The organism is Streptomyces sp. NPDC025721, from assembly GCF_055558595.1.
Window position 1 is genome coordinate 106,637 of record NZ_JBVHMF010000016.1, and the last position, 21,912, is coordinate 128,548.

At 73.8% G+C, this 21,912-nt stretch carries 21 protein-coding genes; 11 read left to right on the top strand and 10 right to left on the bottom strand.

Features of this window, described 5'->3' with window-relative positions; translation table 11 throughout:
* Nucleotides 1-192: 192 nt before the first annotated feature.
* Nucleotides 193-2,484 (top strand): serine/threonine-protein kinase, encoded by a 2,292-nt coding sequence (locus tag ACZ4EF_RS22495; RefSeq protein ID WP_355343947.1) that lies wholly within the window; start codon nt 193-195, stop codon nt 2,482-2,484.
* Nucleotides 2,485-2,524: 40 nt separating this feature from the next.
* On the opposite strand, the gene ACZ4EF_RS22500 is transcribed toward ACZ4EF_RS22495, so the two are convergent.
* The gene (locus tag ACZ4EF_RS22500) at nt 2,525-3,508 is read right to left on the bottom strand and encodes an Lrp/AsnC family transcriptional regulator (RefSeq protein ID WP_401313953.1); all 984 of its coding nucleotides are present in this window, start codon (nt 3,506-3,508) and stop codon (nt 2,525-2,527) included.
* A 160-nt stretch (nt 3,509-3,668) separates the two neighbouring features.
* On the opposite strand from ACZ4EF_RS22500, the gene ACZ4EF_RS22505 reads away from it, so the two are divergent.
* The 4 genes from ACZ4EF_RS22505 (at nt 3,669) to ACZ4EF_RS22520 (ending at nt 8,905) form a co-directional block, all read left to right on the top strand.
* Nucleotides 3,669-5,174, top strand: coding sequence for an MFS transporter (locus ACZ4EF_RS22505; protein ID WP_467506242.1), 1,506 nt, complete (start codon nt 3,669-3,671; stop codon nt 5,172-5,174).
* A gap of 213 nt (nt 5,175-5,387) precedes the next feature.
* A complete protein-coding gene (locus ACZ4EF_RS22510) occupies nt 5,388-6,533 on the top strand; it encodes an NAD(P)H-dependent flavin oxidoreductase (RefSeq protein WP_401313951.1) in 1,146 nt (381 codons plus the stop codon).
* A gap of 58 nt (nt 6,534-6,591) precedes the next feature.
* On the top strand, nt 6,592-8,145 hold the full coding sequence (locus ACZ4EF_RS22515) for an acyl-CoA synthetase (protein ID WP_467506243.1): 1,554 nt from the start codon (nt 6,592-6,594) through the stop codon (nt 8,143-8,145).
* A gap of 28 nt (nt 8,146-8,173) precedes the next feature.
* Nucleotides 8,174-8,905 (top strand): alpha/beta fold hydrolase, encoded by a 732-nt coding sequence (locus ACZ4EF_RS22520; protein ID WP_467506244.1) that lies wholly within the window; start codon nt 8,174-8,176, stop codon nt 8,903-8,905.
* A gap of 119 nt (nt 8,906-9,024) precedes the next feature.
* On the opposite strand, the gene cpt is transcribed toward ACZ4EF_RS22520, so the two are convergent.
* A complete protein-coding gene (cpt, locus tag ACZ4EF_RS22525) occupies nt 9,025-9,570 on the bottom strand; it encodes a chloramphenicol phosphotransferase CPT (protein ID WP_391164157.1) in 546 nt (181 codons plus the stop codon).
* A gap of 128 nt (nt 9,571-9,698) precedes the next feature.
* Between cpt and ACZ4EF_RS22530 the strand changes: the two genes are divergently transcribed.
* Nucleotides 9,699-10,541, top strand: coding sequence for an endonuclease/exonuclease/phosphatase family protein (locus tag ACZ4EF_RS22530; protein WP_467506272.1), 843 nt, complete (start codon nt 9,699-9,701; stop codon nt 10,539-10,541).
* On the opposite strand, the gene ACZ4EF_RS22535 is transcribed toward ACZ4EF_RS22530, so the two are convergent.
* From ACZ4EF_RS22535 to ACZ4EF_RS22560, 6 genes are all read right to left on the bottom strand, one after another.
* Nucleotides 10,538-11,527, bottom strand: a complete 990-nt coding sequence (locus ACZ4EF_RS22535) for a phosphotriesterase family protein (protein ID WP_467506245.1) — start codon at nt 11,525-11,527, stop codon at nt 10,538-10,540. The two genes, ACZ4EF_RS22530 and ACZ4EF_RS22535, sit on opposite strands and share 4 nt — an antisense overlap.
* Nucleotides 11,524-12,024 (bottom strand): carboxymuconolactone decarboxylase family protein, encoded by a 501-nt coding sequence (locus tag ACZ4EF_RS22540; RefSeq protein ID WP_467506246.1) that lies wholly within the window; start codon nt 12,022-12,024, stop codon nt 11,524-11,526. The genes ACZ4EF_RS22535 and ACZ4EF_RS22540 overlap by 4 nt, the downstream gene beginning before the upstream one ends.
* 68 nt (nt 12,025-12,092) lie before the next feature.
* On the bottom strand, nt 12,093-12,680 hold the full coding sequence (locus tag ACZ4EF_RS22545; RefSeq protein WP_401313941.1) for a DUF4865 family protein: 588 nt from the start codon (nt 12,678-12,680) through the stop codon (nt 12,093-12,095).
* Between the two features lie 117 nt (nt 12,681-12,797).
* A complete protein-coding gene (locus ACZ4EF_RS22550; protein ID WP_355343976.1) occupies nt 12,798-13,367 on the bottom strand; it encodes a TetR/AcrR family transcriptional regulator in 570 nt (189 codons plus the stop codon).
* Between the two features lie 99 nt (nt 13,368-13,466).
* Entirely contained in the window at nt 13,467-14,075 is a 609-nt protein-coding gene (locus tag ACZ4EF_RS22555) for an isochorismatase family protein (protein WP_391164164.1), read from the bottom strand.
* A gap of 9 nt (nt 14,076-14,084) precedes the next feature.
* Nucleotides 14,085-15,722, bottom strand: coding sequence for an acyl-CoA synthetase (locus ACZ4EF_RS22560; RefSeq protein WP_391050124.1), 1,638 nt, complete (start codon nt 15,720-15,722; stop codon nt 14,085-14,087).
* A 198-nt stretch (nt 15,723-15,920) separates the two neighbouring features.
* Between ACZ4EF_RS22560 and ACZ4EF_RS22565 the strand changes: the two genes are divergently transcribed.
* From ACZ4EF_RS22565 to ACZ4EF_RS22585, 5 genes are all read left to right on the top strand, one after another.
* Nucleotides 15,921-16,724, top strand: a complete 804-nt coding sequence (locus tag ACZ4EF_RS22565; protein WP_401313935.1) for a crotonase/enoyl-CoA hydratase family protein — start codon at nt 15,921-15,923, stop codon at nt 16,722-16,724.
* Between the two features lie 157 nt (nt 16,725-16,881).
* Nucleotides 16,882-17,853 (top strand): OB-fold nucleic acid binding domain-containing protein, encoded by a 972-nt coding sequence (locus ACZ4EF_RS22570; RefSeq protein ID WP_391050122.1) that lies wholly within the window; start codon nt 16,882-16,884, stop codon nt 17,851-17,853.
* On the top strand, nt 17,854-18,897 hold the full coding sequence (locus ACZ4EF_RS22575; RefSeq protein WP_391164171.1) for a thiolase domain-containing protein: 1,044 nt from the start codon (nt 17,854-17,856) through the stop codon (nt 18,895-18,897).
* 3 nt (nt 18,898-18,900) lie between these two features.
* Nucleotides 18,901-20,067, top strand: a complete 1,167-nt coding sequence (locus ACZ4EF_RS22580; protein WP_467506247.1) for a thiolase domain-containing protein — start codon at nt 18,901-18,903, stop codon at nt 20,065-20,067.
* 97 nt (nt 20,068-20,164) lie between these two features.
* On the top strand, nt 20,165-20,404 hold the full coding sequence (locus ACZ4EF_RS22585) for a DUF397 domain-containing protein (RefSeq protein ID WP_093716245.1): 240 nt from the start codon (nt 20,165-20,167) through the stop codon (nt 20,402-20,404).
* 91 nt (nt 20,405-20,495) lie between these two features.
* Here ACZ4EF_RS22585 and ACZ4EF_RS22590 read toward each other — a convergent pair whose 3' ends face one another.
* Together ACZ4EF_RS22590 and ACZ4EF_RS22595 are read right to left on the bottom strand one after the other, a co-directional pair.
* The gene (locus ACZ4EF_RS22590) at nt 20,496-21,221 is read right to left on the bottom strand and encodes a maleylpyruvate isomerase family mycothiol-dependent enzyme (RefSeq protein ID WP_467506248.1); all 726 of its coding nucleotides are present in this window, start codon (nt 21,219-21,221) and stop codon (nt 20,496-20,498) included.
* Nucleotides 21,218-21,871 (bottom strand): pyridoxine/pyridoxamine 5'-phosphate oxidase, encoded by a 654-nt coding sequence (locus ACZ4EF_RS22595; protein ID WP_355344000.1) that lies wholly within the window; start codon nt 21,869-21,871, stop codon nt 21,218-21,220. Before ACZ4EF_RS22595 ends, ACZ4EF_RS22590 begins: the two co-directional genes overlap by 4 nt.
* Nucleotides 21,872-21,912: the final 41 nt, after the last annotated feature.

Genomic DNA, 21,912 nt, shown 5'->3' on the forward strand with positions numbered 1-21,912 from the left:
GCGGGTCGGAGCCGTCACCCGGCCGTCGGTCCGACTGGTGGGGCCCGGCGCCCGTCACCCGTCACCCGCCCGGCGGGCCGCGGCTTCGCGAGTCCGCGGCCGTTTTGCCCTGATGCGCTGTGCCGCTTGTCGGCGGTCGCGGCCATACTGGGACCGGGGAAGCACCGAGGACCACGGGGGCGGCGGCACGCGATGGCGGCTGGACATCACGACGGACACGACCAGGGACATCCACAGGGACACGGCCAGGGACGCGAACAGACCTACCAGCAGGGGCGCGAGCAGGGACACGGACCGGGACGCGGGCAGGGGAACGGCCCCGAGGGACTGGGGACCCTCATCCAGGGACGGTACCGGCTGCACGAACTGATCGGCCGCGGCGGCATGGGCGAGGTCTGGCGTGCGCTGGACGAGTCGCTGGGCCGCCGGGTCGCGGTGAAGTGCCTGAAACCGGTCGGCCACGCGGGCGACGCGGGATTCACCCGCATCCTCCAGGAGCGCTTCCGCCGCGAGGCGCGCGTCGCGGCGTCCCTCCAGCACCGCGGGGTCACCGTCGTGCACGACTTCGGCGAACACGACGGCGTCCTCTACCTGGTGATGGAACTGCTCGACGGCCGCAATCTGCTCCAGGTGCTGGACGACGCGCGGCGCCATCCGCTGCCGGTCCCCGACATCACCGACATCGCGGAACAGGTCGCGGACGCCCTCGCGTACACGCACACCCAGGGCATTGTGCACCGCGACCTGAAACCGGCCAACATCATGCGGCTCAGCGACGGCGCGGTGAAGATCTGCGACTTCGGCATCGCCCGGCTCGGCCACGACATCGGCTTCACCTCCCGGCTCACCGGCACCGGCATGGCGATGGGCACCCCGCACTACATGTCGCCCGAGCAGATCGGCGCGGTCTCCGAGGTCGACCAGCGCAGCGACCTCTACTCGTTGGGCTGCGTGCTGTACGAACTGGCCACCGGACGGCCGCCGTTCGACCTGGAGGACGCCTGGTCGATCCTGGTCGGCCACCGGGACACCGCGCCCGACCCGCCACGGATGACGCGGCCGGAACTCCCCGCCGAACTGGACCGGTTGATCCTCGACCTGCTCGCCAAGGACCCGGAGGACCGCCCGCAGGACGCCGCTGACGTCGGCGGCCGGCTCAAGGCCATGCGGGCGGCGGCGGGCGCGGCCGCCGCCGAGCGTCCCTCGGCGCTGCCGTCCTGGGCCAGCGGACTGACCACCGGCTCCGCCGCGCGCTCCACCCGCGCGCACCGCATCCCCGACGCGCCGCACCACGAGCTCACCGGCGCCTGGTCCACCCGCGTGGTCGTCGCCGCCGCGGGCCCCGACACCCTGGCCGCGCTCGCCGCCCGGCACACCGAGGGCATCGACCTCGGCCGGGTCGGCAACTGGCGGCAGGCGTACGACCTCCACACCTCCGTCGCCGCCGCCCGCGACCGCGCGCTCGGCACCGAGCACCCCGACACCCTGGCCAGCCGCCACGAGGCCGCCTTCTGCCTGGGCAGGCTCGGCCGCACCGAGGAGTCGCTGCGGCTGTACGAGTACATCTCGGACGTACGCCGCCGGGTCCTCGGCCCCGACCACCCGGACACGCTGGTGGCCCGGCACGAGGCCGCGTACGCGCTGGGCAGCCTCGGCCGTTACCTGGAGGCCCACCAGATCTACTCGGCCGTGCTGGCGGCGCGCGAGCGCACGGTCGGCGCGGACCACCCCGACACCCTGCACTGCAAGCACAATCTGGCCTTCAACCTGGGCCGTCTCGGCCGGACGGACGAGTCGTACGCGATGGCCGTCGAGGTCGCCGACGCCCGGGCGCGGGTGCTGGGCGCCGATCACCCCGAGACGCTGGTGACCCGCTTCGAGGTCGGCTACGCGCAGGGCCGCGCGGGCCGCTGGGCCGAGGCGCTGGCCACCTACCGCGACGTGGCCGCCGCGCGCGCCCGGGTGCTGGGCGCCGACCACTCCGACACGCTGGCCGCGCGCTACGAGACCGGCATCTGCCTCGGACGGCTCGGCCGCAGCGGCGACGCCCTCGCGCTGTACGAGGAGTTGGTCGAGGCCAGGACCAGGACCGGGGGCTCCACCGACGCCGAGACGCTGCGGGCCCGGCACGCGCTCGGGGTCAATCTGGGACGGCTCGGCCACTGGGACCGGGCGCTGGCCGAGGCGCGCGACGTGGCGGCGGTGCGCGAGCGGGTGCTGGGCGCGGAGCACCCCGACACCCTCGTCAGCAAGCGGGAGATAGCGGTGGGGCTGGGCTGGCTGGGCCGCTGGTCGACCGCGCTCGCGGTCTACCACGAGGTCGCCGAGGCGCGCGAGCGCGTGCTGGGCGCCGACCACTCCGACACCCTCACCAGTCGCAACGACGAGGCGCACTGCCTGGAACAGCTCGGCAGGACCGCCGAGGCGCAGGCCCTGTACCGCCGTGTCTCCGCCCAACAGCAGGGCGCGCCCGAGCGGTTGTGAGCGGCGGGTCCGATCCGGTCCCGGCCCCTCGGCCCCGTCCTCAGCCGATCCGGAGGGTCGCGGCGGCCTTGTAGGTGCGCAGGACCGGCGCCGTCTCGATCCGCGCGATCGGGTCGAGCGCGACCTCGCGGGTCAGATAGCGGTGCAGTTCCTCCGCGTCCCCGCACAGCGCCTGCGCGACCAGATTCGTCGGCCCGGTCGTCGCCGCGACCATCGCCAGTTCCTGGTGGCCCGCCAACTCCGTGGCGACCGCGTCCAGATGCGCGGGCTTCACCTGCATCCACAGCAGCGCCGACACGGTCACGCCCAGCACCGCGGGTTCGATGTCCACGTCGAGGAAGAGCGCGCCGCGCGTGCGCAGTTCGGCGAGTGTGCGGGCGACGGTGGCGGCCGTGGAGCCGGTCGCGGCGGCGAGTTCCGCGTAGCTGATCCGGGCGTCGTCGCGCAGCGCGTCCAGCAGGAGGCGGTCGGAGCCGGTGAGGAGATACGGCGAGGCGTCCGGCTCCTCGGCGGCGCTCTCGGCGCGCAGCCGCGCCCGCTGTGCGGCGTCCAGGACACCGACCCGTCCGTGCCAGGCGGTCGGTCCGCCGACGTAGGTGTGCAGGAGGTAGTGCGCGGACACCGCGGTGATCCCGGCGGTACGGGGGATGTCGCGCAGCAGCAGCGCGTGCGCGTCGGGGCCCGCGGGCTGGGTGTGGATGATCGCGACGATCTCGGTGCCGCCCGAGGTCAGCCGTACCCACGAGGTGTCGGGGCGCCGCGCGAGGGCGACCGCGATGTCGTGCGCGGCGCGCGTGGCGGCGGTCAGCCGTACGAACCACTGGTGGATACCGGCGCTGCGCGGCGCGGGCAGCGCGACCACCCGGAGGCCCGCGTGCGCGTACAGGCGGCGGTAGCGGCGTACGACGGTCTGGGTGGAGCAGCCGAGGACGTCCGCGACGAGCGTGAACGGCGCCCGGCCGTCCACTTGCAGGGCGTGGATCAGGCCGCGGTCCAGATCGTCGAGTGCGAGCGCCTTCGCCATATCAGCCGACCTCGATGGAAGTAATCATCGAATTCTGCCACGGAAATGGAAGCGAGTGCCGTACGGGCGGGACGGTGGTGGTCGTCGGTCACGGGGCCGGGGCGTCGCGAGACGGACCACGCGCACGGACGACCAACCGCGCCGTACGCAGGGGAGAGGCATGTCCCGCAGCACAGGACACGAGACGCACGACACGTACGACCCGCACGGCGCGCCCGCCGTGACCGGGGGTCCCGGCGCGGGAGAGGGACCGGCGGCCGGTTCCGTACCGCCGTCCGCGTACCCCTGGCGGTGGATCGCGCTGGCCGCCGTGCTGGTCGCGGAGGCGATGAATCTGCTGGACGCCACGATCGTGCAGGTCGCGGGCCCGGTCATCCACACCGACCTCGGCGGCGCGGCGGCGGCCATCCCGTGGTTCAGCGCCGCCTACACCCTCGCGTTCGCGCTCGGGCTGCTGACCGGCGCCCGGCTCGGCGACATCGCGGGCCGCCGCCGGGTCTTCCGGATCGGGGTGACGGCCTTCGCCGTCACGTCGCTGGCGTGCGCGCTCGCGCCGACACCCGAGACGCTGATCGGACTGCGGGCGCTGCAAGGCGCGGCGGCGGCGCTGATCATCCCGCAGACCTTCGGCCTGATCCGCGCGATGTTCGACGGCGACGAACTGGCCAAGGCGCTGGGCACGATCGGCCCGGTGATGGGCCTGTCCGCGGTCCTCGGCCCGGTGCTCGGCGGGGTCCTGACGCACGCCGACCTGTTCGGCTCGTCCTGGCGCGCCTGCTTCATGGTCAACGTCCCGCTCGCGGTCGTCGTGCTGGCCGTCGCGCGACGGCTGCGCGAGGACCGTGCCCCGGTCCGGCCGCGCCTCGACCCGGCGGGGACGGCGCTGGCCATGGCGGGCACCGCGCTGGTGGTGTGCCCGCTGGCCACCGGCTCGCCCGGAGCGGCCGGATGGGCGGTGGCGGCCGTCGGCGCCGCCGTACTGGCGCTGTTCGTCGTCCACCAGCGGCGCACCGCGCGCGGCGGCGGGGCGCCGCTGATCGAACCGGCCCTGCTGCGCGGCCGTGCGTTCCCCGCCGCGCTCGCCACCTCCACGCTGTTCTTCGCCGTCATGAACGGCGTCATGATCACCGTGGTCCTCCATCTCGAACTGGGCCTGCGCCGCGGCCCGCTCACCGCGGGACTGACCATGCTGCCCTGGTCGCTCGGGCTGTCCGCGGGGTCGGTGGCCGCGGGCGGCCGTCTGGTCCCGCGCTACGGGACCCGCGTCATGCACGCCGGGATCGCCTTCCTCGGCGTCGGGATCGGCGGCGCGGTCCTCGCCTACCGGTCCGCCGCGCCCGACACGTACCCGACGGCGCTGCTGTTCGCGCTCGCCGTCGCGGGCCTGGGCACCGGGCTGTTCACCCCGCCGTTCTTCACCACCGCGCTGAGCGGCGTCGGCCGGCAGGAGACCGGCTCGGCCGCCGGGTTGCTCAACGCCGTCCAGCAACTCGGCGGCACCATCGGCGTCGCCGTGATCGGCGGCGTCTACCTCGCGGGGGACGGCACACCGCGCGCCGCCGCGCAGGCAGCCCTCGGTACCGCCGCCGCGATCCTGGCGGCGACCGCGGTCGCCGCGGCGGTGATGACGGTGCGGCGGGGCGACGAGGGCGGCGACAGCCGCTGATGTGACGGGGGGGCGGCGGCCGGGACCGCCGCTGATGTGACGGGGGGCGGCCGGGAGCGCCGCCGACGTGACGGGGCGGCGGCCGGGAGTGTCGCCGACGTGTGGCGCGCTCGGGCGTCGCGGCCCCGCGTGACGGGCGCGGGGTCGCAGAAATCTGACACCGCGTCAGAAAATCTCTTCCCTCTCCAGACCGGCTGCGGCATCCTGCCCCCCATGGAGACCGAGCTGAGCACACGGCTGGGCATCGAGTACCCCGTCTTCGGCTTCACGCCGTTCCCCGCGGTCGCCGCCGCGATCAGCCGCGCGGGCGGCATGGGCGTCCTGGGCGCGGTCCGCTACTCCGCCCCCGACGAACTCGCCCGCGACCTCGACTGGTTGGACGGGCACACCGACAAACTGCCGTACGGCCTCGACGTCGTGATGCCCGCGAAGAAGGTCGAGGGAGTCACCGAGGCGGACATCGAGGCGATGATCCCGCCGGAACACCGCGCCTACGTCGAGGCGTTGCTGACCAAACACGGCGTCCCCGCACTCGCCGCCGACGAGCGCGCGGGCTGGCGGATCACCGGCTGGATGGAGAAGGTCGCCCGCGACCAGCTCGACGTCGCCTTCGACTACCCGATCAAGCTGCTCGCCAACGCGCTGGGCTCACCGCCCGCCGACGTCGTGCGCCGGGCCCACGACCACGGTGTGCTGGTCGCCGCGCTCGCCGGCAGCGCCCGGCACGCGCGGCACCATCAGGAGGCGGGCATCGACATCGTGGTCGCCCAGGGCTACGAGGCGGGCGGCCACACCGGGGAGATCGCGAGCATGGTGCTCGTCCCCGAAGTGGTGCGCGCCGTCGACCCGTTGCCGGTGCTCGCGGCAGGCGGCATCGGCACCGGCGAACAGGTCGCCGCCGGGCTGGCGTTGGGCGCGCAGGGCGTCTGGCTCGGCTCGGTCTGGCTCACCGCCGCCGAGGCCGATCTGCACTCGCCCGCCCTCACCCGCAAGCTGCTCGCCGCGGGCTCGGGCGACACCGTCCGCTCCCGCGCCCTCACCGGCAAACCCGCCCGCCAGCTCCGCACCGAGTGGACCGACGCCTGGGAGGACCCGGCAGGCCCCGGCACCCTGCCGATGCCGCTCCAGGGCCTGCTGGTCGCCGACGCCGTCTCCCGCATCCAGCGCTACGAGGTCGGCCCGCTGCTCGGCACACCGGTCGGCCAGATCGTCGGCGCGATGAACCAGGAGCGCCCCGTCCAGGCCGTCTTCGACGACCTCACGCGCGGCTTCGAGCGCGCGATGGACCGGCTGAACCGTATCGCCGGACGCGGCGCGCGGGACGGCGCCGCCCCCGGCCCAGGGCGTGACCGGCGCTGACCGCCCGCACGCGCAGAACAGATCTGCTCCGGCAGACCCGACCGCTGAGGAGGACCGGATGAGCACGTCCACGCCCAACGGCTTCTGGGCACAGGCCGAACAGGACCCCGGCCGTACCGTTCTCACCGCGCCCGACGGCGAGCAGTGGAGCGCCGAGCGGCTGCACGCGGCGTCCAACCGGCTCGTGCACGGGCTGCGCGCGGCCGGATTGGAGCCCGGCGACGCCTTCGCCGTCGTCCTGCCCAACGGCGTCGAGTTCTTCACCGCCTATCTCGCCGCCTTCCAGGCCGGTTTCTACCTGGTGCCCGTCAACCACCACTTCGTGGCCCCCGAGATCGGCTGGATACTCGCCGACTCCGGCGCCAAGGTGCTCATCGCGCACGAGCGCTTCGCCGAGGCCGCCCGCGAGGCGGCCGACGAGGCGGGGTTCGCCTCGGACCGGCGGTACGCGGTCGGCGACATCGACGGCTTCCGCCCCTTCGCCGACCTGCTCGCGGGACAGCCCGCCACCGCGCCCGACGCCAGGACCAGCGGCTGGGTCATGAACTACACCTCGGGCACCACCGGCCGCCCGCGCGGCATCCGCCGCCCGCTGTCGGGCAAGCCGCCCGAGGAGACGTATCTCGGCGGATTCCTCGGGATCTTCGGGATCAAGCCCTTCGACGGCAACGTCCACCTCGTCTGCTCACCGCTCTACCACACCGCCGTGCTCCAATTCGCGGGCGCCGCCCTGCACATCGGGCACCCGGTGGTGCTGATGGACAAGTGGACGCCGGAGGAGATGCTGCGCGTCATCGACCGCTACCACTGCACCTACACGCACATGGTCCCCACGCAGTTCCACCGGCTGCTGGCCCTGCCGGAGGACGTACGGGGGCGCTACGACGTGACGTCCATGCGGCACGCGATCCACGGCGCCGCGCCCTGCCCCGACCACGTCAAGCGGGCGATGCTGGAGTGGTGGGGCCCGTGCGTGGAGGAGTACTACGCGGCCAGCGAGGGCGGCGGCACCTTCGCCACCGCGCGGGAGTGGCTGAAGAAACCCGGCACCGTGGGGCGGGCCTGGCCGATCAGCGAGATCGCCGTCCACGACGACGCCGGGAACCTGCTGCCGCCCGGCGAGGTCGGCACCGTCTACATCAACATGAAGACCGGCGGCTTCAGTTACCACAAGGACGCGGCCAAGACCCGGTCCAACCGGATCGGCGACTTCTTCACCGTCGGCGACCTCGGCTATCTCGACGAGGACGGCTACCTTTTCCTGCGCGACCGCAAGATCGACCTGATCATCTCCGGCGGCGTCAACATCTACCCCGCCGAGATCGAGGCCGCCCTCCTCACCCACCCCGCCGTCGCCGACGCCGCCGCCTTCGGCATCCCGCACGACGAGTGGGGCGAGGAGGTCAAGGCCGTGGTCGAGGCCGCCCCCGGACACGAGCCGGGACCGGCGCTCGCCGACGACATCCTCGAACACTGCGGCCGGAGACTGGCCGGGTACAAGCGGCCCAAGACCGTCGACTTCGTCGCCGAGATGCCCCGCGACCCCAACGGCAAGCTCTACAAGCGACGGCTCCGCGAGCCGTATTGGGCCGAGCGCGAACGCCCGCTGTGAGCGGCCCGCGGCACCGTAGCCTCGGCGTATGGGTGAGATTCTGAACGTCGAGGCGAACGGTGTGCGGCTCGCCTACGAGGTGGCCGGTCCGGCGGACGGGCCGCCGCTCCTGCTGCTGCACGCGCTGGGCGAGGACCGTACGTCCTGGCGCGCGGTGTCGGACGCGCTGGCCGCCGACGGCTGGCGCGCGTACGCGCCCGACCTGCGCGGCCACGGCGCGAGCGAACACCCCGGCACGTACTCCTTCGAGCTGCTGCGGGACGACGTGCTCGGCTTCCTCGACGCGCTGGGACTGCGGCGGGTGACGGTGGTCAGCCACTCGCTGGGCACGTTCGCCGCGTCGCTTGCGGCCATCGCGCGACCGGACGCCGTACGGCGGCTCGTACTGGAGGAGGGCCCGCTGCCCTTCCCCGCCGACCCGCCGCGCCCCGTCCCGACCGAAGCCCCCGAGGACCCGACCCCGTACGACTGGCGTCTGCTGCCCGCCGTCGCGGCGCAGCGCAACGACCCCGACCCGGCCTGGTGGCGCGACCTCACCGCGATCACCGCGCCCACCCTGCTCGTCGCGGGCGGCCCGAGCAGCCACCTGCGCCAGGACCAGCTCGCCCGGGTCGCGGGCCGCATCCCCGACTGCCGCCTGGTCACCATCGAGGCCGGTCACATGATCCACGACGACCGCCCGGCCGAATTCCTGCGCGAGGTGCGGGCCTTCCTGTCCCCGGTCCCGGCCGGTCGGCCGGCGGACGGGGCGCGGGGCTGAGGCCCGACGAGTACGGTCGGCGCCTTCCGGCGACGGGAACCGCGCCGCCTGACACCATGGCCGACGGGCGGCGTGGCCGTCGTGGGTGCCCGGTGCCCGGTGCCGTCGTCCGGCGGCGGTCAGCCGGTGACGCGGGCGGCGATCGTACGGGCGCAGGCCAGCGACGGCGTTCGGCTGGTGTCGACCTCCAGGTCGTAGCGCACACCGCGGTGGACGAGGTCGGCCTGGGAGCGGGCCATGCCGGTGGCGCGGTCGCCGCGGGCGGCCTCGCGGGCCGCCGCCACCTCGGGGTCGCAGCGCACGCCGACCCACAGGACGTCGAGGCCGGTCAGGGCGGTGCGCCAGCGCTCCTGGGAGTCGGGCCCGCCGAGGAAGACCTCGTCCACGACGATCCTGGCCCCCGCGCGGGCCATCGCCCCGATGCCCCGCGCCCAGGCGATGTCCAGCAGCCGGAAGTCGTCGCCGACCGACACCGAGCCGTCGGGTCCGAAGCCGATGCCGCCCTCGGGGTCCTCCGAGGTGCGCATCGCGGCGGGCAGCGCGTCGACCAGGGTGTCGCAGCCGAAGGTCAGCCAGGGCCGCGGCAGCACATCTTGCAGGCAGCGGGCGATCCTGGACTTCCCGGAACTCGATCCGCCGTTGAGAATGATCACCTCAGTGGACATCCCGACACGGTAGGCGCGGCGAGGGGAACCGGCGAGTGGATATCGGCAGCGGCCCGGACACGGGCTTCGACGGCGGCTCCGGCGGCGGCTCCGGCAGCGGCTCCGGGTCGGCGGACACCACCCGCGTCATGACCTGGAATCTCTGGTGGCGGTTCGGGAACTGGCGCGAGCGGCGGGACGCGATCGTGCGGACCCTGGCCGACGTCCGGCCGGACGTCGTGGGCCTCCAGGAGGTGTGGGGGAGCGCGGACGAGAATCTGGCCGGGTGGCTGGCGGACGAGCTGGGCATGGAGTGGGCCTGGTCGCGCGCCCCGGTGCAGGACCGCTGGCACGGGCGCAACGGCGGTGACACCACCGTCGACGTCGGGGTCGCGGTGCTCAGCCGCCACCCGATCCTGGAGACCGCCGAGCGTCGGCTGCCCGCGGGCGCCGCCGCCGACGACGGCAAGACGGCGCTGCACACGCTGATCGACGCGCCCGGCGGCCCGCTGCCCTTCTTCACCACCCACCTCAACTCCGGGGCCGCCGACTCCGCGGTCCGCTGCCTCCAGGTGCGGGAGCTGGCCGCCTTCGTGGCCGAGCGGTCGACCGGCGGGCATCCGCCCGTCGTCACCGGGGACTTCAACGCGGAACCGGACTTCGACGAGATCCGGCTGATGGGCGGCTACCGGACGGCGCCCGCCGTTCCGGGGCTCGTGCTGGTCGACGCCTGGCGGTTCGCCGACCCCGCCCTGCCGAACGGCACGTGGGACATCACCCAGCAGGACGCGGCCAACTTCGGCAACCGGCCCACCTGCCTCGACTACATCTTCGTCGGCATGCCGACGGCCGGGGGCACGCGCGGCGCCGTCCAGCGCACCCACCGGGCCGGTGACCGCCCGGTCGACGGCGTCTGGCCCTCCGACCACGCGGCCGTGGTCGCCGACCTGGCCCAGGGCGCGGCGACCGGCGGCCGACCGGACCCGCGCTAGGCCCTGTCGGCGCCCGTGCTCCCGCCCCCGTCGTGCCACTCGGCGGACAGCGCCCGCGCCGGGTTGGTCACGAAGACCGCATCGGCCGCCGCCGTGCCCAACTCCCTTTCCAGGCGCGGCCGGAGCGTACGCAGGAGGTAGGGCAGCCCCGGACCGCCGCCGGTCGAGGAGCGGGCGGCGGCCGTCGTGGTGTCGCCGCCGAGCAGGAGCTGCGCGGTGTGGCCGGCCTCGGCGAGCGCGACCATGCAGTCGATCAGCCGCCAGTCGGTGGCGTGGTTGGCGCGTGAGGGGCCGTCGAAGGCGAGGAACGCGCCGGAGGCGGCCAGTTCGCGGTGGACGCCCGGATCGGGGAAGCGGTTGAGGTGGCCGAGCAGGACGCTGGCGGTGGGCACGCCCTCCTCACCGTGGAGTACGCCGAGGACGTCGACCGCGGCGGTCCCCAGCTCGTGGTGGACGCCGATCGGCGCACCCGTGGCGTGGTGGGCCTCGGCCGCCGCCGCCAGGACCCGCCGGGCGTGGCCGTCGAGGCCGTGGAACATCCCGGCGACCTTGATCATGCCCGCCCTCGCGGTGCCGCGCGGGCCGTCCGGGTCGTCGCCATCGAGCAGCCCCCGGGTCAGCTCGGCGATGAAGAAGGCGGCCAGGCCGTCCGCGCGCAGCCGCTCCACCAGCTCGGGCGCGTAGTGGGCGGCCTGGTGCAGTCCGGTCGCCGCCACGACGTGCACGCCCGAGGTCCGCGACAGCGCGGGCAGCTCGGCCGCTCGCCGCCCGAGGCCGAACGGCGTCCACTGGGCGACCGCCGCCCCGCCGAGCGCCCGGAAGGCGGCCAACTCGGCCACCGCCGCCGCCGGATCGTCCAGCTCCTGTCCGGCGAGCGCGGGCATGCGCAGGAAGAGATGGTCGTGGGCGTCGCACACTCCGAGCCGGTCGGGCGCGATGTCCCCGAGGACCGTACGCACCGCCCTCGTCCCGGACCGCCCGCTCATCGCGCACCGCCCGGCGCTGTGCCGTCGGCGTCGTCCGCGTTGCCCGCATCGCCGGAATCGCCGGAATTGCCCGCGCCACCCGAATCGCCCGCGCAGTCCGCGCTGCCCGTGCCGCCCGCCCCGTCCGCGAAGACGCCGGCCGCCACCCGCAGCCCGGCCAACGCCCTCGGCACGCCCGCGTACGGTGCGAGGTGCACCATCACCTCCACGATCTCGCGTGCGGACATGCCGATCCGCAGGCTGTTGCGGACATGGTCGTCGAGCTGCGGCTCGACCCCGCCGATCGCGGTCAGCGCCGCCAGATTGGCGATCTGCCGGTCCCGCAGGGCCAGCCCCTCGCGCTGGTAGGTGCCGCCGAAGAGGGCGGTGACGATCCAGTCGGGGAAGCCGGGGGCGAGCGAGTCGAGGCCGGTGAGGGTGGACTCGACGGTGGAGGGGCCCGCCATTTCGGCCAGCAGCCGGTAGCCCGCGTCCCGGTCGATCGTGCTCGGCGTCATCGTCGCAGGGGCCGTACGGGCCGTAGGGACCGTTGGGGATGTACGCGCCGTATCAGCCGTAGGGGTGCTCACCACTGCTGTCCCGTCTCGATCGTGTCCAACTCCGGTGCCGACAGACGCAGCACCTCGTACCGCTCCTCGCCGGGAGCGGGCGGGGCCGTCTGTTCCCACAGGGTGAAGCGCAGCAGCTCCCACCGCCGGGGGTCGACGGCGAGCGCGACGCTGTGCGCGCCGGGGCGTGCGGCCAGCTCCGGCAGTTCCGCGAGCGCGGCACTGATCACGGCGGCGGGCTCGGCGCCCGGGTCCAGCGGCCACGCCCGCCTGGCCGCCGCGCGCGGAACGGCGCCGAAGGACGGTCCCCGCGCGAAGCCGAGCCCGGTCCAGTGCTCGACCACCGGCCGTCCGAAGTCGCTGACGATCCCCTGGAATCCGGGACCCCACAGGAAGCCGTTCATGCCCTGCGGGGTGTTCCACAGATAGAACGGGGCGTACTGGTTGACCGGCGAGTCCTCGACCCCGCGCTCACGTATGAGGTACGCCTTGGCGCCCAGGCCGGGGAAATCGTCCAGGAGGTGGCCGCGGGTCGCCACCCGGTGCCGGATGATCCCCATGTCGTAGTCGGCGGGCAGGGTGATGCGGTAGTTCATCGCGTGCATGGTCGGTGGCTCCCCCATGAGTGCCGCGGCGCCGCCTCGGAGCGGTGCGCCGCCGTCGTGCGGCGGGACGGGTCCTTGTCAGGTGTCGGGTCGAGAAGCGGCGCAGGGCGGCGGTGGTCAGGACGCCGTACGCGCCGCCGTCAGTAGCGCCGTGGCACCCCGTACCGCCCGGTCGAACGGCTCCTGCGAGTCGGCGGCGCGGGCCAGGACGTAACCGCCCTGGACGACGGCGACTATCGCGGCGGCCGTGTCGTACGGATCCAGGCCCGGCCGCAGCTCGCCGCTGTCCATGCCGTCGGCGATAATCCCGGCGAGCCGGTCGCACAGCCAGCCGAAGGTCTCCGCCACCGGCTGTCGCAGCTCCGCGCTGTCGATGACGTCCGGGTCCATGGCCATCCGGCCGACCCGGCAGCCGCGCAGGGCGTCGCGCTCGCGCAGCAGATACGCCAGCGCCTTCTCCACAGCCGTCTCGCCGCCCGCCAGTTGCTCCTCTGCCTGGGCCCTGAGCTGCGCGGCGCTGCGCCGCATCGCCGTCACCGCCAGGTCCGGCTTGCCCCGGAAGTGGTGGTACATGCTGCCCTGCCCGGCACCCGCCCGGTCCTGTATGGCCTTCGGGCTGGTCCCGACATAGCCCCGCTCCCAGAGCAGCTCCTGGGCGCTCTCGATCAACCGCTCCGCCGTGTCCATGGTACCGAGTGTACATACTAGTAGGTACAGAAACCAGGGTGAAAAAGAAGGCGGCGGGCCACCCCGCCGCCACTCCTAGGTTCCCCAAGACCGGCGGGTTCAGCCGGGACCGGCGAATTCCACCTCCGCGGCGGAGACGACGGTGCCGAACCGGGGGAAGTCGAGGGAGACCGTCGCCCGGTGCTCGGCGGCGGTGAGGCCGGACATCGCGTCCTCGGCGAAGACCAGCCGGTAGCCGTGGTCGGCGGCGGCCCGCGCGGTGGACTCCACGCCCATGTTGGTGGCTATCCCGGCCATGACGAGGGTGTCGATGCCGCGCTCTTGGAGCCGGTCGTGGAGGCCGGTGTCGTGGAAGGCGCCGACGGTCCGCTTCACGACGAGCAGGTCGCCGTCCCGCGCCACGCCCTCCACCAGGCCGCTGCCCGGCGGCTGTTCCGCGGGGCCGGTGCGCTGCGCGCGGACGGCGACGACCGTCGCGCCCGCGTCCCGGAAGGACGCGGCGAGGCCGCACGCGGCGGTGAGCACGTCGGGCCCGCTGTGCGGAGCCAGGGGTAACGCGACGATCCGGTCCATGAGGTCGACCAGCACCAGCGCGGTGCGGGCCGGATCGAGGCCGGGAGAGAGCGGGGACAGGGCGGAGTGCGGCGCATGCGGCGACTCGCGGCCGGAGTTCCGCCCGGCGCCGCGTTGGTGATCATGTACGGTCATGATCGGACCCTACCCGCCGGATCCGGCCCCCTGTACGACGATCGAACGGGCCCACCGGTAGTCGGCCTTGCCGCTGGGGGAGCGCTGGATGCGGTCGGTCACCACCAGACTGCGCGGAATCTTGTACCCGGCCAGCCGCGCACGGCAGTGCGCCTGCACGTCCTCGAGGGTGAGCGGGTCCGCCCCGTCGCGCGGCTGCACCACCGCCGCCACACGGTGGCCCCAGCGCTCGTCCGGCACCCCCGCCACCAGCGCGTCGTAGACGTCGGGATGCGCCTTGAGCGCCTCCTCGACCTCCTCCGGATAGACCTTCTCGCCACCGGTGTTGATGCATTGCGAGCCCCGCCCGAGCACCGTCACCACGCCGTCCTCGTCCACGGTGGCCATGTCGCCGAGCAGTACCCAGCGTTCGCCGTCCCGCCGGAAGAAGGTCGCCGCGGACGCGGCGGGGTCGTTGTAATAGCCGAGCGGTACGTGGCCGCGCAGCGCGATACGGCCGGGCGCCGCGCCGGTCACCGGTTCGAGCGTGGCCGGGTCGACCACCGCGATGTGCGAGTCGACCGAGATGCGGAAGCCGCGGTCGGGGCCCGCGTCGGCCGTCGCGGTGCCGTTGAAACCGGACTCCGACGAGCCGAAGTTGTTGAGGATCAGCACCCCGGGCACCAGCGACTGGAACTGGTCCCTGACCGTTTGCGACATCACCGCGCCCGAGCTGGACAGGGTGAACAGCGAGGAGCAGTCGGTGCCTTGGAGCGGTCCGGCCAGCGCGTCGGCGAGCGGCCTGAGCATCGCGTCGCCGACCAGCGAGACACTGGTGACCCGTTCCTTCGCGATGGTGCGCAGCACCTCCTCCGGCACGAATTTCCGGTGGATCACCACCTTCTGGCCGAAGTGGAAGCCGATGAAGGCGGTGAGCGTGGACGTGCCGTGCATCAGCGGCGGGGTGGGGAAGAAGACCAGGCCCTCGCCGCCGGCCGCGACCCGCTCCGCCAGTTCCTCCGGCCGTTTGACCGGCTCGCCGGTCGGGGCGCCGCCGCCCATCCCCGAGAAGAACAGGTCCTCCTGACGCCACATCACACCCTTGGGCATGCCGGTCGTGCCGCCGGTGTAGATGACGAACTGGTCGTCGGCCGACCGCGGGCCGAAGTCGCGTAAGGACGATTCCGCGGCCACCGCGTCGGCGAACTCCACCGTATCCAGGGCGGATTCCGCGTCCTCGGCGGCGGGCGGGCCGCCCACCCGGATCAGATGCCGCAGCCGGTCAGCTTGCGGCAGGGCCGCGGCCACGCGGTCGGTGAACTCGGCGTCGAAGACCAGCGCCGCGAGGTCGGCGTCCCGGTAGAGGTAGACCAACTCCTCGGCCACATAGCGGTAGTTGACGTTGACCGGCACCAGGCGGGCCTTGAGGCAGGCGTAGGCGGTCTGAAGGTATTCGACCCCGTTGTAGAGGTGCAGTCCGACGTGTTCGCCGGGGCGCAGCCCGGCCGCGAGGAGGTGGTGGGCGAGCCGGTTGGCCGCCGCGTCGAGTTGCGCGTACGTCAGCCGCCGCTCGGAGCCGGTGCCGGGGTGGTCGACGTACACCAGCGCCTCCCGGTCCGGTACGGCGTCGACGACCGACTCGAAGAGGTCGGCAAGGTTGTACTCCACGGCGTCTCCCGTCCCGCGCGGTCCCGCGTCGGTCGTCGGTGATGGTGAAGTGGCGGTGGGCTCGCGGTCATTAGAGCGGTCCGGGCGTGCGGTGGGAAGGGCTCCCGTCCAACAAATCTGACGAGTAGTCAGAAAACCCTTGTCCCCGGCCTGCGGCTACTGCAACCTGTTCCAGTACCGGACGGAAGGAGCACCGTGATGGGCGGTACGGAACACCTCACCGTGGAGCGTGCGGGCGCCACCCTCGTCCTCACCCTGAACCGGCCGCGGGCACGCAACGCGTTCTCGCTGCCGATGCTTGTCGGGCTGTACGACGGCTGGGTCGAGGCCGACGAGGACGACGCGATCCGCTCGATCGTGCTGACCGGAGCGGGCGGCGCCTTCTGCGCCGGGATGGACCTCAAAGCGCTGTCGGAGGGCGCCGACGAGACCGCCACGCGGGCGCGGGCCCGGCTGAAGGACGATCCCGATCTGCACTGGAAGGCGATGCTCCGGCACCACCGGCCGCGCAAACCCGTGATCGCCGCGGTCGAAGGACCGTGCGTGGCGGGCGGCACCGAGATCCTCCAGGGCACCGACATCCGGATCGCGGGACGGAGCGCGGTCTTCGGCCTGTTCGAGGTCCGTCGCGGCCTCTTCCCGATCGGCGGCTCGACCGTACGGCTCACCCGGCAGATCGCCCGCACCCACGCGCTGGAGATGCTGCTCACCGGACGCCCGTACAGCGCCGACGAGGCCCGCGACATCGGCCTGATCGGCCATGTCGTGCCCGACGGGACCGCGTTGGACCGGGCCCTGGAGACCGCGGAGCTGATCAACGCCAACGGCCCGCTCGCCGTCGAGGCCGTCAAGGCCAGCGTCTACGACACCGCGGAGTTGCCCGAGACCGAGGGGCTGAAACTCGAACTCGAGCGCGGCTGGCCGCTGTTCGCCACCGCCGACGCGAAGGAAGGACCGCGCGCCTTCGCCGAGAAGCGGCAGCCGGTCTTCCGCCGCGCCTGAGCCCCGGCCCCTGAACCCCGGCCCCTGAAGCCGGGCACCTGAACCCCCGGCGCCTGAAGCCGGGCACCTGAACCCCCCCGGCACCGGACGCCCAGCGCGCTCGGACAGCCACCGCGCACCACCCCCGACGAGCCGCCCCACCCCAGGAGGCCAGCCCATGACACCAGGCCACGCACCGGACGTGCTCAGCGCCCCGCTCGTCGTGGAATTCCCCTTCACCCGCTCGCTCGGCCCCGTGCAGAGCGCCTTCCTCACCGGGCTGCGCGAGCGCACCGTGCTCGGCGTGCGGACCGCCGAAGGCCGCGTCCTCGTACCCCCCGTCGAGTACGACCCGGTCACCGCGGCCGAGGTGCGCGACCTGGTCGAGGTCGGCGCCACCGGCACCGTCACCACCTGGGCCTGGAATCCCGACCCGCGCCCCAACCAGCCACTGGCCACGCCCTTCGCCTGGGTCCTGGTCCGCCTCGATGGCGCCGACACCGCCCTGCTGCACGCGCTCGACGCCGCCGCGCCCGAGGACGTCAGCACCGGCATGCGCGTCGCGATCCGCTGGGCCGGGCAACGCCAGGGCGCCATCACCGACATCGCCTGCTTCGAGCCGTACGACGACGGCCGTACGCGCGGCGCGGCCACCGCCCACGACGGCGTCTTCACCGACCCCGTCACCGGCATCGTCGCCCCCGCCCGCCTCGACTACACCTACTCGCCCGGCCGCGCCCAGACCGGCTACCTGCGCGCCGCCGAGGACCGGCGGATCGTCGGCGAGCGCTGCCCGTCCTGCCGCAAGGTCTACGTCCCGCCGCGCGGCGCCTGCCCCACCTGCGGCGTCGCCACCGCGGAAGAGGTCGAGGTCGGCCCGCGCGGCACAGTCACCACCTTCTGCATCGTCAACATCAAGAGCGCCCACCTGAAGGCCATGGACATAGAAGTCCCGTACGTCTACGCGCACATCGCGCTCGACGGCGCCGACCTCCCGCTGCACGGACGGATCGCCGGAATGCCGTACGACCAGGTGCGGATGGGCCTGCGGGTGGAGGCGGTCTGGACCGAGGGCGGACGCTACCCCGACCACTACCGCCCCACCGGGGAACCGGACGCCGAATACGACACCTACCGGGAGCTGGTCTAGATGCCCGACGTCGCCATCGTCGCCTTCGCGCAGTCCCGCCACCGCGCGCGCACCGACGAGGTCTCCGAGGTCGAACTGCTGATGCCCGTCCTGCACGACGCGCTCGGGCAGACCGGACTGGCCACCAGCGAGATCGACTTCACCTGCTCGGGCTCCGCCGACTACCTCGCGGGACGCGCCTTCTCCTTCACCATGGCGCTGGACGGCGTCGGCGCCTGGCCGCCGATCTCCGAGTCCCACGTCGAGACCGACGGCGCCTGGGCGCTGTACGAGGCGTGGGTGCGGATCCTCACCGGCGAGGCCGAGACCGCGCTCGTCTACTCCTACGGCAAGTCCTCGCCCGGCGACCTGCGTTCGGTCCTCACCCGGCAGCTCGACCCGTACTACATGGCGCCGCTGTGGCCCGACTCCGTCGCGCTCGCCGCCCTCCAGGCCCGGGCGCTGATCGACGCGGGAGCCACCGACGAGCGCGAGCTGGCCGGGATCGCCGCCCGCAGCCGCGCCGCCGCCCGCACCAACCCGAACGCGCAGCTCACCACCGCGCCCGCAGCCGACGACCCCTATGTCGTACGCCCGTTGCGCCGCGCCGACTGCCCGCCGGTCGGCGACGGGGCCGCGGCCGTGGTGCTCGCGGCGGGGGACACCGCCCGGCGGCTGTGCGCGCGGCCCGCCTGGATCCGCGGCATGGACCACCGCATCGAGGCCCCCTCTCTCGGCGTCCGCGACCTCACCGACTCGCCCTCGACGCGGCTCGCGGCCGAGCGGGCCGGGGCCTTCGACGCGCCCGTGGACACCGCGGAGCTGCACGCGCCCTTCACCTCGCAGGAGGTCGTCCTGCGCAGGGCGCTGCGGCTCGGCCCCGACGTGGCCGTCAACCCCTCCGGCGGGCCGCTCGCCGCCAATCCGATGATGGCCGCCGGGCTGATCAGGCTCGGCGAGGCGGCGGCCCGTATCCACCGCGGCGGCTCGGACCGCGCGCTGGCCCACGCCACCTCGGGCCCCTGCCTCCAGCAGAATCTCGTGGCCGTCCTGGAAGGGGAGTAACCCATGCCCAAGGAGCCCGTGGCCGTCGTCGGCGTCGGCCAGACCAAACACGTCGCCGCGCGCCACGACGTGTCCATCGCGGGACTCGTCCGCGAGGCCGCCCGCCGCGCGCTGGACGACGCCGAACTGGACTGGGCGGACGTCGACGCCGTCGTGATCGGCAAGGCGCCCGACTTCTTCGAGGGCGTCATGATGCCGGAGCTGTATCTGGCCGACGCGCTCGGCGCGGTCGGCAAACCGATGCTGCGGGTGCACACCGCGGGTTCGGTCGGCGGTTCCACCGCGCTGGTCGCCGCAGGACTGGTCGCCGCACGCGTCCACCGCACCGTGCTGACCGTCGCGTTCGAGAAGCAGTCGGAGTCCAACGCCATGTGGGGCCTGTCGCTGCCGATCCCCTTCCAGCAGCCGCTGTTGGCGGGCGCGGGCGGCTTCTTCGCACCGCACGTGCGCGCCTACATGCGCCGTACCGGAGCGCCCGCCGCCGTCGGCTCGCTGGTCGCCTACAAGGACCGCCGCAACGCCCTGCTCAACCCCTACGCGCACCTGCACGAGACCGACATCACCCTGGAGAAGGTGCGCTCCTCGCCGATGCTCTGGGACCCGATCCGCTACTCCGAGACCTGCCCGTCCTCCGACGGCGCCTGCGCGATGGTGCTCACCGACACCGCGGGCGCGGACCGGGCGCCGCGACCGGCCGCCTGGATGCACGGCGGCGCCATGCGCAGCGAACCCACGATGTTCGCGGGCAAGGACTACGTCAGCCCGCGGGCCGGCCGGGACTGCGCGGCCGACGTCTTCCGGCAGGCCGGGATCACCGCGCCGCGCCGCGAGATCGACGCCGTCGAGATATACGTGCCCTTCTCCTGGTACGAGCCGATGTGGCTGGAGAATCTGGGCTTCGCCGACGAGGGCGAGGGCTGGAAACTCACCGAGTCCGGCGTCACGGAGCTGGGCGGCGACCTGCCGGTCAACCCCTCGGGCGGCGTGCTGTCCACCAACCCGATCGGCGCGTCCGGCATGATCCGCTTCGCCGAGGCGGCCCTTCAGGTACGCGGCGAGGCCGGGGAGCACCAGGTCCCCGGCGCCAGGCGGGCCCTGGGACACGCCTACGGCGGCGGGTCGCAGTTCTTCTCCATGTGGGTGGTGGGCAGCGAGCCCCCCACTACCTGAAGTACACCGTGCGCCGGGTGGTTTCCGCGGACTTGTGCGGGCTCCGGATCCGGTGGATAGGCTGGAGGACGGACGACGACGTAGGAGGAGAGCGGACGTGGCCGAAAGCACCATCGGACAGCCGTTGGCCAACGGGAAGAAGCCGCAGGTCGACTTGACGGACGCGGAGTGGCTTTCCAGCAGCCAGGGCACCGGCGACGTACAGATCGCCTTTGTCGAGGGCTACATCGCGATGCGGGACGGGCGCAACCCCGACGGGCCCGCCCTGATCTTCACCCCCGCCGAGTGGCGCGCCTTCGTGCTGGGCGCGCGGGACGGCGAGTTCGACCTCACCTGAGCCCAGCACGGGCGGACGGCATCGGCCGCCGCCCACCCGCGGCCGGGAGGCTTCCGCCGCCCGCCGCGGGTCACCGTGGTCAGCGGGCCCGCTACGGCCAACTGCCCAGCGTCGGCAGCGGATCGCCGGTCAGCGCCCGCGGCGGCACCCGTCCGGCCAGCCAGGCCGCCAGGTCGGTCAGCCGACCCCGTACGAGCACGGGTGTGCCCTGGCCCCGCGTGAACGACCAGGTGTCGTCCGCCGCGTCCCCCGGCGTGCCGAGCGTGAGCCGTATCCCGTCCGGCACCCGCGCGGACAGGAAGTCGACCAGGTGCGTACACAACTCGGGGGACCAGTCCGCCGGGGTCGGGCCGAGCAGCGCGTCCGCCGTGTGGATCTCCAGCTCGCGCCACCAGGCGAGCCCCGCCGTGGTCACCGTGCCGTCGCGGTAGCTCACCGGCCGGTCCCAGTCGTCCGGGCCGACCGCGGCCCAGGACGCCTCGATCTCGTCCAGCGCGTCGCCGAGCGCGGCGGTCAGCACCGGTGCGGAGCGGCCGTGCCCGGCCTCGATGGCCGCGTCCCGGCCGCTGCGACCGCCGTCGTACACCTCGATCAGCTTGCCGCGCAGCGCGTAGCGCGCCTGCCGGGCCAGCGCGAGGCCGACGCCCTCGATATGCGTCAGGACATGTCCGCGGGTCCAGCCGGGCAGCGCGCTGGGGGCGCGGACGGCGGCGTCGTCGAGACCGTCGAGCAGTGTGCGCAGCCGGGTCTGCCCCGCGTCGAGCACGGCCGCGAGCGCGGGTCCTCCGGCCGTCGGGCCGGTCGTGTGTCCGGTCACGGCCACAGCAGACCTCGCTCCCAACCACCTTCGGTGCGGACATAGTTGACTCTGGTGTGTCTGCGGTCGCGGTCGCCCTGCCAGAACTCGACACTGTCCGCGCGCAGCGTGTGGAGCGCCCAGCCGGGGGCCACCAGGTCCGGGTCGCGCTCGATCCGCCCCGCGGCCTCCCGCACGGCCGCGTCGCGGGTGGCGAGGTCGGTCAGGGGTGCGCTCTGGCGGCCGAGCAGCGCTTCGGCGCGGGCGCCGGGGGAGCGGGCCAGGAAGTCCGCCGCGCTCGCCTCGGGGCCCGCGGTCTCGACCCGGCCGCGAATCCGCACCTGGCGGGCGAGCGGCGACCAGTAGAAGGTGAGCGCCGCCGCGGGGTGGGCGGCCAGTTCGCGGCCCTTGCGGCTGCCGGTGTCGGAGGCGAACTCCCAGCCCGCCGCCGACACGTTCTTGACGATGAGCACGCGGGCGGCGGGGTCGCCGTCGGCGCCCAGCGTGGAGACCGTCATGGCGTGCGGCTCGCGGACCCCGGCCGCGACGGCCGCCAGCAGCCACTCGATGAACAACTCATGCGGATCCGCGGGCAGTTCCGCGATGTCGAAAGGCGGCAGGTCGCCGTCGAACACATCGAGACCGCGCAGGATCTCGCGGAGGTCGGACACAGGTACCCCCTCAGTCATTAATGGCTCATGGCGACGATAGC